The following is a 14,556-nucleotide window of genomic DNA, read 5'->3' on the forward strand; positions in this document are numbered from 1 at the left end:
GGAACCTCCAGGGTCAGCGGAACCTCAGCGCGGTCGGCCCCTGCACCTTCGAGCCGCGGCGCTGCTTCGCCGGCATGGCGGCGAGCTTCTCGCGCAGCTCGACGGCGTAGGCGGCCAGCGCCTCCACCAGGTCGGGGACCGAGGCGTGCGGCGGCTGCACGTCGACCCGCAGGCCGAACTCCGTGGCCGTCTCCGCCGTCTTCGGCCCGATGACCGCGACAACGGTACGCGCGTGCGGCTTCCCGGCGATACCGACCAGGTTCCGGACGGTCGACGACGACGTGAAGAGCACGGCGTCGAACCCACCCGACTTGATCGCGTCGCGGATCTCGGCCGGCGGCGGCGCCGCCCGCACCGTGCGGTACGCGGTCACGTCGTCGACCTCCCAGCCGCGCTCGGTGAGCCCGGCGGCGAGCGTCTCGGTGGCGATGTCCGCGCGCGGCAGCAGCACCCGGCCGACCGGGTCGAGGACCTCGTCGTGCGGCGAGAACTCGGCCAGCAGGCCCTCCGAGGTCTGCTCCCCGGACGGGATCAGCTCCGGCTGGATCCCGAACGCCCGGACCGCGTCGGCGGTCGCGTCCCCGATACAGGCGATCTTGACGCCGCCGAAGTGCCGGGCGTCGAGGCCGTGCTCGGCGAACTTCTCCCAGACCGCCCGAACCGCGTTCACCGAGGTGAAGATCACCCAGGCGTACCGGCCGTCGACCAGGCCCTTGACCGCCCGCTCCATCTGGGCGGGGGTACGCGGCGGCTCGACCGCGATGGTCGGCACCTCGCAGGGAATGGCGCCGTACGCGCGCAGCCGGGCGCTCATCACGCCGGCCTGCTCCTTGGTCCGGGGTACGAGTACCTTCCAGCCGTACAGCGGGCGGTTCTCCCACCAGCTGAGCTTGTCCCGCTGGCCGACCCCGTCGCCGAGGGTGAGCACGACCCGGCCGGTGAAGCCGAGCGCCGCCGCGACGAAGGAGTCCACGGTCGACGTGGTCGTGTACTGCGTCTCGCCCGTGCCGTCACCGGTCACACCCACGGCGGTCGCGCCGTCCACTCCGGCGGCGAGCAGCCCGTCCCGGATCGCGGCGAGGTCACCGGCGTCCACCGCGAGCGCCAGCGAGCCCCGCGCGACGGCGGCGGCCAGCGCCTCGAAGTCCAGCGTGGTGACGTCCTCGACGTCGGCGGCGGTACGCACGCCCGGCAGCGGCACTCCCGCGTACGTCGCCACACCCTCGGCCTGCCCGACGCCCGGGACCACTTCGAAGTGCGCGGCGGTACGCGCGACCGCCTGCACCTCCTTGACGACCGACCCGTGGCCGAACGGGTCACCGGCGACCAGGTGCACCGCGTTCAGCCCGGACCGCGCCGCCGAGATCAGCACCTTCGCCACGTCGCCCGGCGCGCCCTCGGCCGGGCTGAACTGGGCGTCCTCCTTCGCCTGCGCGCGGACGACGTCGAGCAGCGACTCGGGGACTCCCCGGTCGTACACCACCTGGTCGGCGTCGACCAGGGCGTCGTGCGCCCGGCGGGTCAGCAGGCCCGGGTCGCCGGGACCGGCCCCGACGAACGCGATGCGGCCTACGGGCTTACGGGTGCGGGTCATTCTGTGCTCCCAAATTGCTGGGTCCCCGGGCCGGTGTGTCCTTCCTGGCCGAGGATCGAGTCGGCGCCGAGGTCGAGGAGTTCGGCGGCGAGGGCCTTGCCGATCTCCGCCGCGTCGGCGGGCGTTCCGGTGCGGGACAGTCGGAGGTCACGGATGCCGTCCGGGCTGATCACCGCCCCGCGCAGGTAGATCTCTTCACCCGAGTCGCCCTCGGCGAGCTCGGCGTAGGCGGCGACCGGTGCGCTGCATCCGGCCTCCAGGGTGGCCAGCAGCGCCCGCTCCGCGACGACGGCGGAGTGGGACGGTGCGTGGTCGAGCAGGGCGAGCATCTCGACCATGTCCTGGTCGTCGATCCGGCACTCCACGGCCAGCGCGCCCTGTGCGGGCGCCGGCAGCATCAGCATCGGATCGAGCGTCTCGGTAATCAGCTCGGTCCGGCCCAGCCGGGCGAGCCCGGCCCGGGCCAGCACGATCGCGTCCAGGTCGGCCTCCGGACCGAGCACCCGCGCCAGGCGGGTGTCGACGTTGCCCCGGATCGGCTCGACCTCCAACTGCAGCCCGAGCGCGTGCAGCTGGGCGATCCGGCGCAGCGCCCCGGTGCCGACCCGCGCGCCGGGCGGCAGCTCGGCGAGCGTACGGCCGTCGCGGGCGACGAGGGCGTCGCGCGGGTCCTGCCGGGGCGGCACGGCCGCGACGTGCAGGCCGGGCGCCGCCGCGGTGGGCAGATCCTTGTACGAGTGCACCGCGAAGTCGATGGTGCGCGCGGTGAGCGCGTCGCGCAGCGCGGACACGAACACGCCGACGCCGAGCCGGTGCACCGGGGCGTTCGAGCGGTCGCCGGCGGTGACCACCCCGACCAACTCGACCGGGCGGCCGGTCGCGGCGGTCAGCGCCTCCGCGACGTGCCCGGACTGGGCCATCGCCAGGGCGCTGGCCCGGGTCCCGAGGCGCAGGGGCCTGCTCATCGCTCACCTCCGGTGGGCGGGAGGTCGTCGACGCCGACCTCCCGGGTGGCTACGTCCACCACGTCGGGGACGGTGTCGACCGGCGAGGTCTGCGGTACCTCCAGGTCGAACAGCTCGCGCAGCAGGGCGGCGTACTGGTCGCCGCCGGGCTCGGCGGCGAGCTGCCGGACCCGCACGGTGGGCTGGTGCAGCAGGCGCTGCACGACGCGGTGCACCGTCCGGGCGACCTCGGCGCGTTGGTCGTCGGTCAGGTCGGGGCGGCGTTGGGCGAGCCGGCGCAGCTCGGCGCTGACCACGTCGTCGGCCCGGCCGCGCAGGGCGGCCACGGTCGGCGCGACATCGGCGCCGCGCAGCCAGGTGAGGAAGGCGTCGACCTCGCCGACGACGATCCGCTCCACGGCGGCGGCGTCGGCCGCGGCCGGCCCCTCGGCGACCAGCGCGGCCATCCGGTCGATGTCGATCACCTCGACGCCGGGCAGGTCGGCGACGCCGGGCTCGACGTCCCGCGGCACGGCGAGGTCGAGCAGCACCAGCGGCCCGCGATCCCGGTCCCGTCCGCCGAGCGCCCGGGAGACCACGTCGCGGGTGAGGACCGCCTCGGTGGCGGCGGTGGCGGCGACCACGACGTCCACCGTGGAGAGGGCCCCGGTCAGCTCGGCCATCGGGGCGGCGGCGGCGCCGTACGACTCGGCCAGCCGGACGGCCCGGTCGGCGCCGCGGTTGGTCACGGTGAGCGGGCCGGCGCCCAGCCGGGAGAGGGTCGCCACGCCCAGGGAGCCCATGGCCCCCGCGCCGACGACCAGCGCCGGGCGGCCGGCCAGGTCGCCGTCGAGCAGCTCGGCGGCGAGGTCGAGGGCCGCGGTGACCACGCTCTGCCCGGCCCGGTCGATGCCGGTCTCGGAGTGGGCGCGCTTGCCCACCCGCAGCGCCTGCTGCATCAGTTCGTGCAGCAGCCGGCCGGTGGTGTCCGCGCCCGACGCCCAGTGGTACGCGTCCCGGAGCTGGCCGAGGATCTGCGCCTCGCCGACCACCATCGAGTCCAGCCCGGCGGCGACCCGGAAGACGTGGTCGACCGCGGCGGCGTCGAAGTGCACGTACAGGTTGTTGGCGAGGGCCGCCGGCTGGCAGCCGGCCTGCTCGGCCAGCACGGCGCAGATGTCGCCGAGGCCGCCGTGGAAACCGGACACCGCGGCGTAGACCTCCACCCGGTTGCAGGTGGAGACCAGGACGGCCTCGGTCACGTACGGCTGTGCCACCAGGCGGTCCAGGGTGCGGGTGAGGTCGGCGGGCGCGACCGCGAGCCGTTCCAGCGTGGCGACCGGGGCGGTGCGGTAGGACGCGCCGACGACGATGAGTTTCACGTGCCGGTCGCCTCCTGCGGGTCGGTGATCGCGAGCCCGCCGGGCAGGGCGGTGAGCGTGGAGCCGCCGGCGGCGGGAAGCGCGGTCAGGGACGCCTTGCGGTGCTCGTGGAAGGACAGGATCTGCAGCTCGATCGCGAGATCGACCTTGCGCACGTCGACCCCGTCCGGCACCGAGAGTACGCAGGGCGCGAAGTTCAGGATGCTCGTCACGCCCCCGGCGACCAACTGGTCGGCGACCCGCTGCGCCGCGGCGGCCGGGGTGGCGATCACACCGATCGCGATCGACTCCTCGGCGGCGATCCGGGACAGCTCGTCGACGTGCCGGACGACCAGGCCGTTGATCTCCTCACCGACCCGGGCGGGGTCGGCGTCGAAGAGCGCGGCGATGCGGAAGCCGCGGGTGGCGAAGCCGTCGTAACCGGCCAGGGCGTGACCGAGATTACCCACGCCGACCAGGGCGACCGATCGGCGCTGGGTGAGCCCGAGCACGTACTCGATCTGCTCTATCAGCAGGGCCAGGTCGTAGCCGACGCCCCGGGTGCCGTACGAGCCGAGGTGCGAGAGGTCCTTGCGGAGCTTGGCGGAGTTCACCCCGGCGGCGCTGGCCAGCCCCTCGCTGGACACCGTCTCGTGGCCGGCCTCGGCGAGGTTGTGCAGGGCGCGGAGGTACTCGGGGAGCCGGGCGACGGTCGCCTCCGGCAGGTCCGGCAGCGCCGGCACGGCAACGGGGCGGTCGGGCCCACCTGGCGGGCGGTGCTGACTCATGAGACTCCGTGCGGTGCGATCCTGGGCCAACTCCGCGGGTCGGCCGCGTCGGGACTCCCGCTGGCGACCGAGGTTGCCGGCTGTGCTAGCAGGGCGCGTCGGAACTACAGGGTAGGCGCTTGTGAAGACACGCACAAATCGCGATCTTGGTCGCGTGCAACGCGGCGTCACCAGCCCCTCCGTTCCCCAAGATCGATCCGGCGGCTCTCGCCCACGCCGCACGGCGATTATTGCTCAATTACGACTTCTCTGACCAATCGCGCGCGGGCGCGTCGTGCCACATCCTCGAAGGTAGGGCCAGCACCACCAGCCAGCGGGCGGCTTACGGGATGGGACCGGGCGGTACCGCTCCGTAGCCTCGTGGCATGACCGCCGTACCCGCCGCCACCGCGCCCTCCCCCGGCACCCCCGCCCGCAGTCTGGTCCGCCAGCTCCTGCGCGACTCGGGTTACGTGCTGGTCGGCCTGCCCCTGGCCGTGGCCGGCTTCGCGCTGTCCGTCGCCGGGATCGCCCTCAGCGTCGCGCTGCTGGTCACCACGCTCGGCCTCCCGGTCCTCGCCGGCACGCTGTACGGCGTCCGGGTGCTGGCCGACATCGAGCGGCTGCGGCTCCCCGCCGTGCTGCACCAGCCCCGGGTCCGCCCCGTCTACCGGACGCCGGAGCCGGGCGCGGGCCTCCGGCGCCGGGTCCTGGTGCCGATGCGGGACCCGCAGTCCTGGCTCGATCTCCTGCACGCCCTCGGCAAGCTGCTGGCGGCGCTGCCGACCTTCGTGGTGCTGCTCGTCTGGTGGGTGCTCGCGCTCACCGGCACCCTCTACGGCGCGTACGACTGGGCGATCCCCCGCGGCCCGGGCGACCAGGACCTGAGCCAGCTCCTCGGGATGGGCGACGGCCCGGGTGCCCGCATCTTCCTGAACACCGCGATCGGCGTCTTCGCCCTGTTCACCCTGCCGCTGGTGGCCCGCGCCTGCGCCCGGGTGCAGGCCGGCCTGGCCCGTTCCCTGCTGACCGGCGTGGCCGAGATGCGCAACCGGATCACCACGCTGGAGGAGCAGAAGCGCGCGGCCGTCTCGGCCGAGGCGAGCGCGCTGCGCAAGCTGGAGCGGGACATCCACGACGGGCCGCAGCAGCGGCTGGTCCGGCTCGCCATGGACCTCAGCCGGGCCCGGGAGCAGCTCGCCTCCGACCCGGAGGCGGCCCGCCGGACGCTCGACGAGGCCGTCGGCCAGACCCGGGAGACCCTCGCCGAGCTGCGCGCGCTGTCCCGGGGCATCGCGCCGCCCGTCCTGGTCGACCGGGGGCTGCCGAGCGCGCTCGCGGCGCTGGCCGGGCGCGGGTTGATCCCGATCGAGCTGCGGGTCGACCCCGCGCTCGGCGGGCCGGGCGGTCGGCTCGACCCGGCCGTGGAGAGCACGGCGTACTTCGTGGTCGCCGAGGCGCTCACCAACGTGGCGAAGCACAGCCGGGCCACCGAGTGTCGGGTCATCGTGGAACGGGACGGGCCGCGGCTACGGGTCGCCGTCGACGACGACGGCCAGGGCGGCGCGCACCTGGCCAAGGGGCACGGGCTGGCCGGCATCGCGGACCGGGTCCGTGCGGCCGGTGGCCGGCTCACGGTGACCAGCCCGGCCGGCGGCCCCACCTCCGTGCGGGCGGAGCTCCCGCTGTGAGCCGCCCGTGGTACACATCCGTCCATGCGGATCGTGATCGCCGACGACGCCGTCCTGCTCCGGGAGGGGCTGGTCCGGCTGCTCACCGAACGCGATCACCAGGTGGTGGCCGCCGTCGGTAACGGGGACGCCCTGGTGACGGCGGTGGCGGCGCACCGGCCGGACGTGTCGATCGTCGACGTCCGGATGCCGCCGTCACACACCGACGAGGGCCTGCGGGCGGCGGTGGAGGCGCGCAGCCGGGTGCCCCGGACGCCGATCCTGGTGCTGTCCCAGTACGTCGAGGTGTCGTACGCCGACGACCTCCTCGCCACCGGCGCCGGGATCGGCTACCTGCTCAAGGACCGGGTGGCCGACATCGGCGAGTTCCTCGACGCGCTGGAGCGGGTGGCCACCGGCGGCACCGTCCTGGACCCCGAGGTGATCGCCCAGCTCTTCGCCCGCCGCCGCCGCGACGACCCGCTGCGGAACCTGACCCCACGCGAGCGCGAGGTGCTCGCGCTGATGGCCGAGGGGCACTCGAACACGGCGATCGCCCGCGACCTGGTGGTCAGCGACGGCGCGGTCGAGAAGCACGTCCGCAACATCTTCACCAAGCTCGACCTGCCGCCCGACACGGAGCAGCACCGCCGGGTCCGGGCCGTCCTTACCTACCTCCGCACCTGAGGCTACAGGTTGTGGGCCAGCTTCACCGCTTCGCTGAGGGTCTCGGCCACCGGGTGGCCGGAGGCCCGCAGCCGGCCGGGGTCGGTGAAGCCACCGGTGTAGAGGACCGCGCGACCACCGACCGACCGGGCCGCGTCGGCATCGTCGAGCGAGTCGCCGATCAGCACCACGTCCCTACCGGCCACGCCCAGCTCGGCCAGGTGCCGGGCCAGCGACTCGGCCTTGCGGTCCCCGCCGATCTCCGCCCGCAGCCCGTCGACCCGCAGGAAGTGGCCGGTCAGCCCGTAGGTGCGCACGGTGGGGACCAGCTCGTGGTGGAACCACATGGACAGCAGCGACTGGTCGCCGGGCCAGGACGACATCGCCTCCACCGCGTCGTGCGCCAGCGCGCAGGTGGTCAGCCCGTTCCGGTACGCGTCGTGGAAGATCCGGTCGAGCCGGCCGAACGCCTCGTCGTCGACCGCCTGCCCGAGCACCTCCGCGTAGTAGTCCGCGATCGGCCGGCGGAACCGGACCCGGTGCTCGTCGGCGGTCACCGCCGGCCCGCCGACGCTGGCGAAGGCCGCGTTCGTGGCCGCCACGACGAGGTCCAGGTCGTTGAGGAGCGTGCCGTTCCAGTCCCACACCAGGTGCGGGTACGCAGGGGTGGTCATCGCGGCAACCTTACCGGCGGCGCGGTCAGAGCTGGGGGGTGGTGAGGTCGCGCAGCAGGCGCTCCTCCTCGACCCGCCAGTAGCCGTGCTCCTTGCCGTCGAGCAGCACCACCGGGAGCCGGTCGCCGTACTCCCGCTCCAGCTCGAGGTCGCCGGTCACGTCCTTCTCGACCCAGCGGTCCCCGGTGACCGCCACCACCCGGTCCATCGCCGCCTTCGCGTCCTCGCAGAGGTGACAGCCGGGCCTGGTGAGCAGGGTGAGGCGGGGTTCACGCATGGGTCTCCTCCGTCGTGCCGGCCCCGGCCGGGGACCGGAGCAGTGTCTTGCGGACCTTGCCGATGGCCGAGTGCGGCAGCTCGTCGACGAACTCGACGCTGGTCGGGCACTTGAACCGGGCGAGGTTGCGGGCGCAGTGCCCGAGCAGCTCCGCCACCGTCACCTCCTGCCCCGCCGTCGGCACCACGTACGCGTGCACAGTCTCGCCGGTCCGCGGGTGCGGCACACCCAGTACCGCCGACTCCGCCACACCCGGGTGCCGGTCGAGCACCAGCTCCACCTCCCGGGGGTAGACGTTGAAGCCGTTGACCAGGATCAGATCGCCGATCCGGTCGACCAGGAACAGGTCGCCGTCGTCGTCGGCGTACGCCACGTCGCCGGTCGCCCACCAGCCCTCGGCGTCCGGCCCGCCCCGCCCGTCCGGCCAGTACCCGGAGAACAGGTTCGCCCCCCGCACCACGATCTGCCCGGGATCGGTGCCCGGCGCGACGTCGGACACGACCAGCTCGTCGGCGTCGTCGTCGGGCACGGCCGCACCGTTCCGCCACAGGTCCGTCCCGTCCGGCGCGACCAGCCTCAGCTCCACCCCGGGCAGCGGACGGCCGATCGAGCCGGGCTTCGGCTCGCCGCCGACGAGGGTGGAGGTGAGCACCGGCGCGGTCTCGGTCAGCCCGTAGCCGACATGCACCGGCCGCCCGGCGACCTCGGCGAAGCGCGCCGCGGCGGCCGGCTCCAGCGGCGCCGCGCCGCAGACCGCGACCCGCACGGACGCGAGCGGCGCGGCGGCGTCCGCCGTGGACCAGGCCGTGACCATCGACGGTACGCCGACCAGCACGGTGACCCGGTGCCGGGCGATCTCGGCGAGCCCGGCGTCGGCGCCGAGGTCGTCGACGAGCACCCCGGTCGCGCCATGGTGGACGACCGCGCCGAGCCCCGAGTTCAGCCCGTACGCGTGGAACAGCGGCAACCCGAGCAACACCGTGTCGTCCGGGCCGACCACGGGCGGCTCGATCCGGGCGACCTGCTCGTGGTTGGCGGCCAGGGCCCGGTGCGACAGCATCGCTCCCTTCGGCCGCCCCCCGGTGCCGGACGTGTAGAGCAGGACCGCCAGGTCCGCACCGCCCCGGGCGGGGAAGTCCCCGGCACCGTCGGCGCCGGGCGGCGCGGTGTGCACGGCGGTGCGGGTGGGCAGCGCGTCGGCCACGGTGGCGACCCGGTCGCTCACCTGCGGAGTGCCGATCAGGACGGACGCGCCCGAGTCGGTCAGCACGTGGGCCAGTTCGGGTGCGGTGAGGCCGGGGTTGACCGGCACCGCGACCAGCCCGGCGCGCAGCGTGGCCAGGTAGCTGATCACGAAGTCCGGCGTGTTGCCGAGCGCGATCGCGATCCGGGGTGGGTGCCGGTCGGCGGTTGCCGCCTGCGACGCCAGCGCGGACGCGGTGGCGGTCACGGCAGCGTCCAGCTCCGACCAGGTCAGGGACGTTCCGCGCCAGTGCAGCGCGGCACGGTCGCCGTGGGCGGCGGCGGCTCGGCGGAGCCGGTCGGCGAGGCCCGTCGCGGTGCCTCCGGTTGCGTCCTGCACGGTCGCTGAGTCTGGCACAGCGGGAGGTGCCCGGCCATGCCGGAACGGACCGGATGCGCGGGTCATCGATCGAGCTGCGTCGACGGATTGGATCGAGCCGACCCGTTCGGTCCCGTCCACGGGACCAGTCAGGCGGTCCGCTGTGACACCATCGGTCCCGTCCACAGGACACACCCGAGCCGTCCGACACACCGACCCACCCTCGGCCGAGCGGTCGGCGCGAACCACCTACACGGCCAGCGGACAGCCGGGTCTACCTGGGACTCCGCCACGGACCACCGTGGAATCCGAAAGTCAACCGCACACGACGGACAACCGGTCCGCCATTCGTGCGACACAGCGGGAAATACTTCGGCCCTGTGTAACGGACTTGCCACGCGCGGGTGACGTTGGCCCTATCATCACTCGGGTCGGCTCACCCCATTTGCCGTGAGTCGACACCCCTCAGCCCGAGGAGGCCCCCGTGCCCGTGAGCGCATTGGACCAGCACCTCAAGGGGAACTGCCGTACGGCGGCACGCCCCCGACCCGCACTGCCCGACCCACGCGTGCCCGAGCGCTCGACGCGGCGAGCGCGGCACGCGAGCGGCGGGACGGAGGTGGCCCGATGACGACCTTCGGATACGCGGAACGGCCCGTCGGCCTGACCGGCGCGACACCCCGGCCCGCCGTCAACGAACGGCCGGCCGCCCGGGTGCCGGTGGAGGACACCGGCAGTCTCGCCACCCGCGGCGACAGCGCGTCGAGCCGCGTCCGCAACCGCCCGCACCAGAACGAGGCGCCCGCGCGCCCGGCGACGCCGGGCGGCAACGCCAAGCCGGTCGGCGGCCGGATCGCGTCGCCGGCCCGGCCCACCATGCCGGTCCAGGGCCGCCGCACGGCCGACCCGCCCGCCGCGGCCGACTCCGCCGCCGCGGAGACGGCGGTCCTGCCGGCGGTGCCCGCCAGCACACCCGCCACCACGACCGGGTTCCCGAGCCGCCCCGACCCGTCCGACCCGGCGACCGAGGTCTGGGCGCTGGTCGAGCGGGCGCAGGCCGGCGAGGCCGAGGCGTTCGGCCTGATCTACGACCGGTACGTGGACACCGTCTTCCGGTTCGTCTACTTCCGCGTCGGCAACCGCCAGCTCGCGGAGGACCTCACGTCCGACACCTTCCTCCGCGCGCTCAAGCGGATCGGCAGCTTCACCTGGCAGGGCCGGGACCTCGGGGCCTGGCTGGTGACGATCGCCCGCAACCTGGTCGCGGACCACTTCAAGTCCGGCCGGTACCGGCTGGAGGTGACCACCGGCGACGTGCTCGACGCCGACCGCGAGGACCGCGGGCCGGAGGGCAGCCCGGAGGCGGCGGTGGTCGAGCACATCACCAACGTGGCCCTGCTCAGCGCCGTCAAGCAGCTCAACCCGGAGCAGCAGGAGTGCATCGTGCTCCGCTTCCTCCAGGGCTTCTCGGTGGCGGAGACGGCGCGGGCGATGGGCAAGAACGAGGGCGCGATCAAGGCGTTGCAGTACCGGGCGGTACGGGCGCTGGCACGGCTCCTTCCGGACGGCTTCCAGCCGTAGTGCGCCCGCGGACCGCGGGAGCGTAGGGGCAGGTCGCGGCGGTCGGCGTCCGGCGCGACCGATCACTTTCCGTGATTTCTCCTCCGCCGGACCCCGTAACCCAGGCCAGGTGCGGCGCGTTTTTCCGGGTGCGACCGTTTCAGTCCCGGCGTCCCCCCGGGTTCCTCAGGTCCGGCACCGCCGCCGGCCACGAGCCTCCCCGTGGTGTCCGCCGTCACCGGTCGCCGGTGACGACCGCGGCCGACCGGCCGTGTCCAGCGAGAGGAGGTGCCAGCGGTGGACAGCGACCTCTTCTCCCGTCGGCGCGCCGAGCGCTTCGCGCAACTTCTCGACGAAGCCAACGGCGGGCGACGCCACCACGTGCGGTCCCGCGTGGACGACGAACTCGCCGCCCTCGTCGCGGTCGGGCAGCGGCTCCGCACCGCACCGCCGGCGGTCGAGGTGAACCCGGAGTTCCGTACCGGCCTGCGGGCGATGCTCCTGGCCACCGCCGAGCGCGAGGGCATCGGCAGGCCCGCGGCCGCCTCCGGCACGGCGGCCCGGCGCCCGGCCACCAGCCGCTCCGGCCTCCTGCCGGCCGTCACCGCACGGCGGGCACGGGCGCGTGGCGCCATCCTGATCGGCATCGCGGCCGGCGCCGTCGCCGTCTCGGGCATCTCGGCGGCCAGCGAGAACGCGGTCCCCGGTGACGCCCTGTACGGCATGAAACGCTCGACCGAGCGCGCCCAGCTCGCGTTCACCAGCTCGGACGTGAGTCGTGGGCAGCTCTTCCTCAGCTTCGCCCGCACCCGGCTGAGCGAGGCGGCGGAGCTGCGCGGCGACCGAGCCGGCTACAGCGGCGTCCTGGACGACATGGACGCCGACACCCGCCAGGGCGTACGCCTGCTGACCGGCGCCGCCGTGCAGCGCTCCGAGCCGGCGGCCCTCGACGCGGTCAACGCCTTCGTCGCCGCGCAGCGGGAGGCGGTCAGCGCCCTGCTGGACGACGGGACCCGCGCCGAGCGCGACCGGACCCGCCGCTCGCTCGCCCTGCTCGACGACGTCCGCGAGCGCTCGGACGCACTGCGCGCCGCCATCGGGTGCGGCCTGCCGGCACCGGTCGGCAGCGACGCACTCGGCCCGGCGCCGGCCACCTGCCCCACCGACCGCTGACGGCGGTTCCCCGCGACGGGCACGGCCCCATCCCGGGCCGGAGGAGCCACGCCACAGTTGCCCCGTCGAGCGCCCGTTCCGGCCGGACAGCCCGCTACCCTCGCAGATGGCGCACGGCGCGCCCATTGAGTGGAGGGAGCGCGCGTGGCCCGCAGCCGTAAGGTGACGGTCAGCACCGACACCCACGGTCACACCTCCGGTTGGGCGGAGGCGGACGCGCCACCCGCCGCGCCGGACCGGACCGCCGCCGCCTTCTTCGACGTCGACAACACGATGATGCAGGGCGCGTCGATCTACTGGTTCGCCCGCGGGCTCGCCGCGCGCAACTACTTCACCACCGGGGACCTGCTCCGGTTCGCGTGGCAGCAGCTGCGGTTCCGGGTGCTCGCCACCGAGCACGCCGGGGACATGTCGCAGGCCAAGGAGGCGGCGCTCGCCTTCATCGAGGGCTGGCGGGTGGACGACATCGAGCGCCTCGCCGAGGAGATCTTCGACGAGTTGATGGCACCCCGGATCTGGAGCGGCACCCGCCGGCTCGCCCAGCGCCACCTGGACGCCGGCGAGCGCGTCTGGCTGGTCAGCGCCGCCCCCGTGGAGATCGGCCGGGTGATCGCCGCCCGACTCGGCCTGACCGGAGCGATCGGCACCGTGGCCGAGGTGATCGACGGCGCGTACACCGGGCGGCTGGTGGGCGACCTGATGCACGGGCCGGCCAAGGCCGAGGCGGTCACCCAGCTCGCCGCGGTGGAAGGGCTGGATCTGTCCTGCTGCACCGCGTACAGCGACTCGTCCAACGATCTGCCGATGCTCAGCACGGTCGGCCGGGGTGTCGCCGTCAACCCGGACACCGCCCTGCTGCGGGAGGCCCGCCGGCGCGGCTGGGAGGTGCGCGACTTCCGCACCGGCCGCCGGGCCGTGAAGATCGCCGTCCCGTCGACGGCCGCCGCCGGCCTGGTCGCCGGGGCGGTCACCGCCGGCCTGGCCCTGCACCGCCGGCGGCACCGCCCGTAGGGAGCGGCCCCTCGGCCGGTGGTTCAGCCGGCGGCCGGGACGACCGGCTTCGCGGGCGAGGTCGCATCGTCACTGTGCGCGATCCGGGTGAACTCGCGCCACAGCAGGACGACGAACACCGCCGAGCCGGCGAACGCGAACCAGAACGGCCCGGTCACCCCGAAGGGGATGACCAGCAGGCCGCCGATCGCCGAACCGGCGACCAGCCCGCCGTACGTGCTGATGGCGTTGATGCTGTTGACCCGGCCCTGGAGGTGGGTGGGTACGGCCCGCTGCCGGACGGTCAGCGAGGTGGTGCCCCAGACGAACGCGTGCGCCCCGAAGACGAAGAGGATGCCCGAGGCGACCCAGGGCGACGTGGTGAGGGCGAGGCCGAGATGGGTGAGGGTCTCGATGATCAGCCCCACCCGCATGATGTCGCCGAGACTCATCCGGCGGGTCAGCCACCCGTACCCGACGGTGCCGAGCAGCCCGCCGACCGCCGTCACCGTGCTGAGCAGGCCGAACCCGACGGGCCCCAGGTCCAGGTGGTCGCTGGCGTAGAGCACCAGGACCGACCAGGCCGCGCCGTAGGTGATGTTGAAGACCAGGATGGTGAGGCAGAGCGTCCGGACCGCCGGGTGGCGGACGGTCCACCGGAGCCCGTCGACGATGTCCCGCCGGACGCTCCGGGTCGCGCCGGACGGGGCCGGGTCCCGCGGCGGCAGCGCCACCCGGGACACCAGCAGCAACCCGGCCGCCGCGAGGACGGTCTCGGCGGCGAAGGGCCAGGCCCGGCCGGCCGCGAAGAGCGCCGCCCCGATCGCTGGGCCGGCCATCTGGTTGAGCGTGATGAACCCGGCCAGGACCCGCGCGTTGGCGATCGCCAGATCCTCCCGGCGCACCAGCATGGGGGTCAGCGTGCCCGTCGTGTTGTCGGCGAAGACCTCGGCGGTCGCGATCAGCGCCAGCGCCGCCAGCGCGCCGAGGACCGAGACCCGGTCGGCCACCAGCGCCAGGGCCAGTACGCCCAGCACGACGACCCGGACCCCGTTGGCCACCATCACGATCCGCCGCCGGTCCAGCCGGTCGGAGAGCACGCCGGCGTACAGGCCGAACACCATCGGCGGCGCCCACCGCAGCAGCGCCGCCAGCGAGACCAGGAACGGGTTGTCGGTCAGCGCCGCCACGAGCAGTGGGCCGGCGGCCACGGCCACCCCGTCGCCCAGGTTCGTCGCCCACGACGACGCCAGCAACCAGCGGAAACCGCTTCCCAACCGGGCCGGCACCACGGCCTCGACGATCCTGCTCACATCCCG

General features: G+C 74.5%; 13 protein-coding genes. 5 read left to right on the forward strand and 8 right to left on the reverse strand.

The window, feature by feature from the left end; all coding sequences use genetic code 11:
* Nucleotides 1-13: 13 nt before the first annotated feature.
* The 4 genes from EV376_RS02465 to EV376_RS02480 are packed head-to-tail and all read right to left on the reverse strand — an operon-like array spanning nucleotide 14 to nucleotide 4,687.
* The gene (locus EV376_RS02465) at nucleotides 14-1,594 is read right to left on the reverse strand and encodes a bifunctional uroporphyrinogen-III C-methyltransferase/uroporphyrinogen-III synthase (protein WP_130320530.1); all 1,581 of its coding nucleotides are present in this window, start codon (nucleotides 1,592-1,594) and stop codon (nucleotides 14-16) included.
* Nucleotides 1,591-2,559, reverse strand: a complete 969-nt coding sequence (gene hemC, locus EV376_RS02470; RefSeq protein WP_130320531.1) for a hydroxymethylbilane synthase — start codon at nucleotides 2,557-2,559, stop codon at nucleotides 1,591-1,593. The genes EV376_RS02465 and hemC overlap by 4 nt, the downstream gene beginning before the upstream one ends.
* Complete coding sequence (locus EV376_RS02475) at nucleotides 2,556-3,920, reverse strand: glutamyl-tRNA reductase (protein WP_130320532.1); 1,365 nt, start codon at nucleotides 3,918-3,920, stop codon at nucleotides 2,556-2,558. Before EV376_RS02475 ends, hemC begins: the two co-directional genes overlap by 4 nt.
* Nucleotides 3,917-4,687, reverse strand: a complete 771-nt coding sequence (locus tag EV376_RS02480) for a redox-sensing transcriptional repressor Rex (protein ID WP_130320533.1) — start codon at nucleotides 4,685-4,687, stop codon at nucleotides 3,917-3,919. Before EV376_RS02480 ends, EV376_RS02475 begins: the two co-directional genes overlap by 4 nt.
* Before the next feature lie 365 nt (nucleotides 4,688-5,052).
* Between EV376_RS02480 and EV376_RS02485 the strand changes: the two genes are divergently transcribed.
* Both EV376_RS02485 and EV376_RS02490 read left to right on the forward strand, forming a co-directional pair.
* Nucleotides 5,053-6,357, forward strand: coding sequence for a sensor histidine kinase (locus EV376_RS02485; protein ID WP_130320534.1), 1,305 nt, complete (start codon nucleotides 5,053-5,055; stop codon nucleotides 6,355-6,357).
* Nucleotides 6,358-6,381: 24 nt separating this feature from the next.
* Nucleotides 6,382-7,023, forward strand: coding sequence for a response regulator transcription factor (locus EV376_RS02490; RefSeq protein WP_130320535.1), 642 nt, complete (start codon nucleotides 6,382-6,384; stop codon nucleotides 7,021-7,023).
* Between the two features lie 2 nt (nucleotides 7,024-7,025).
* Here the strand turns inward: EV376_RS02490 and EV376_RS02495 are convergent, their stop codons facing one another.
* Genes EV376_RS02495 through EV376_RS02505 form a run of 3 tightly spaced genes read right to left on the reverse strand, consistent with a single transcriptional unit; the run spans nucleotide 7,026 to nucleotide 9,601 of the window.
* Entirely contained in the window at nucleotides 7,026-7,676 is a 651-nt protein-coding gene (locus EV376_RS02495; protein ID WP_130320536.1) for an HAD hydrolase-like protein, read from the reverse strand.
* A gap of 25 nt (nucleotides 7,677-7,701) precedes the next feature.
* On the reverse strand, nucleotides 7,702-7,953 hold the full coding sequence (locus tag EV376_RS02500) for a glutaredoxin family protein (protein WP_130320537.1): 252 nt from the start codon (nucleotides 7,951-7,953) through the stop codon (nucleotides 7,702-7,704).
* Complete coding sequence (locus EV376_RS02505; RefSeq protein ID WP_130320538.1) at nucleotides 7,946-9,601, reverse strand: AMP-binding protein; 1,656 nt, start codon at nucleotides 9,599-9,601, stop codon at nucleotides 7,946-7,948. Before EV376_RS02505 ends, EV376_RS02500 begins: the two co-directional genes overlap by 8 nt.
* A gap of 540 nt (nucleotides 9,602-10,141) precedes the next feature.
* On the opposite strand from EV376_RS02505, the gene EV376_RS02510 reads away from it, so the two are divergent.
* From EV376_RS02510 to EV376_RS02520, 3 genes are all read left to right on the forward strand, one after another.
* Nucleotides 10,142-11,095 (forward strand): ECF subfamily RNA polymerase sigma factor, BldN family, encoded by a 954-nt coding sequence (locus EV376_RS02510; RefSeq protein ID WP_130320539.1) that lies wholly within the window; start codon nucleotides 10,142-10,144, stop codon nucleotides 11,093-11,095.
* 276 nt (nucleotides 11,096-11,371) lie between these two features.
* Entirely contained in the window at nucleotides 11,372-12,247 is an 876-nt protein-coding gene (locus tag EV376_RS02515) for a DUF5667 domain-containing protein (RefSeq protein ID WP_130320540.1), read from the forward strand.
* A gap of 144 nt (nucleotides 12,248-12,391) precedes the next feature.
* Complete coding sequence (locus EV376_RS02520; protein ID WP_130320541.1) at nucleotides 12,392-13,258, forward strand: HAD-IB family hydrolase; 867 nt, start codon at nucleotides 12,392-12,394, stop codon at nucleotides 13,256-13,258.
* A 23-nt stretch (nucleotides 13,259-13,281) separates the two neighbouring features.
* On the opposite strand, the gene EV376_RS02525 is transcribed toward EV376_RS02520, so the two are convergent.
* Entirely contained in the window at nucleotides 13,282-14,550 is a 1,269-nt protein-coding gene (locus EV376_RS02525) for an MFS transporter (RefSeq protein ID WP_130320542.1), read from the reverse strand.
* Between the last annotated feature and the right edge of the window lie 6 nt (nucleotides 14,551-14,556).

Source organism: Micromonospora sp. CNZ295 (genome assembly GCF_004217535.1).

Coding starts and splice junctions, on each gene's coding strand:
- EV376_RS02510 (WP_130320539.1), top strand. CDS start 10,142: ATGACGACCTTCGGATACGCGGAACGGCCCGTCGGCCTGACCGGCGCG.
- EV376_RS02485 (WP_130320534.1), top strand. CDS start 5,053: ATGACCGCCGTACCCGCCGCCACCGCGCCCTCCCCCGGCACCCCCGCC.
- EV376_RS02495 (WP_130320536.1), bottom strand. CDS start 7,676: ATGACCACCCCTGCGTACCCGCACCTGGTGTGGGACTGGAACGGCACG.
- EV376_RS02490 (WP_130320535.1), top strand. CDS start 6,382: ATGCGGATCGTGATCGCCGACGACGCCGTCCTGCTCCGGGAGGGGCTG.
- hemC (WP_130320531.1), bottom strand. CDS start 2,559: ATGAGCAGGCCCCTGCGCCTCGGGACCCGGGCCAGCGCCCTGGCGATG.
- EV376_RS02500 (WP_130320537.1), bottom strand. CDS start 7,953: ATGCGTGAACCCCGCCTCACCCTGCTCACCAGGCCCGGCTGTCACCTC.
- EV376_RS02505 (WP_130320538.1), bottom strand. CDS start 9,601: ATGACCCGCGCATCCGGTCCGTTCCGGCATGGCCGGGCACCTCCCGCT.
- EV376_RS02480 (WP_130320533.1), bottom strand. CDS start 4,687: ATGAGTCAGCACCGCCCGCCAGGTGGGCCCGACCGCCCCGTTGCCGTG.
- EV376_RS02465 (WP_130320530.1), bottom strand. CDS start 1,594: ATGACCCGCACCCGTAAGCCCGTAGGCCGCATCGCGTTCGTCGGGGCC.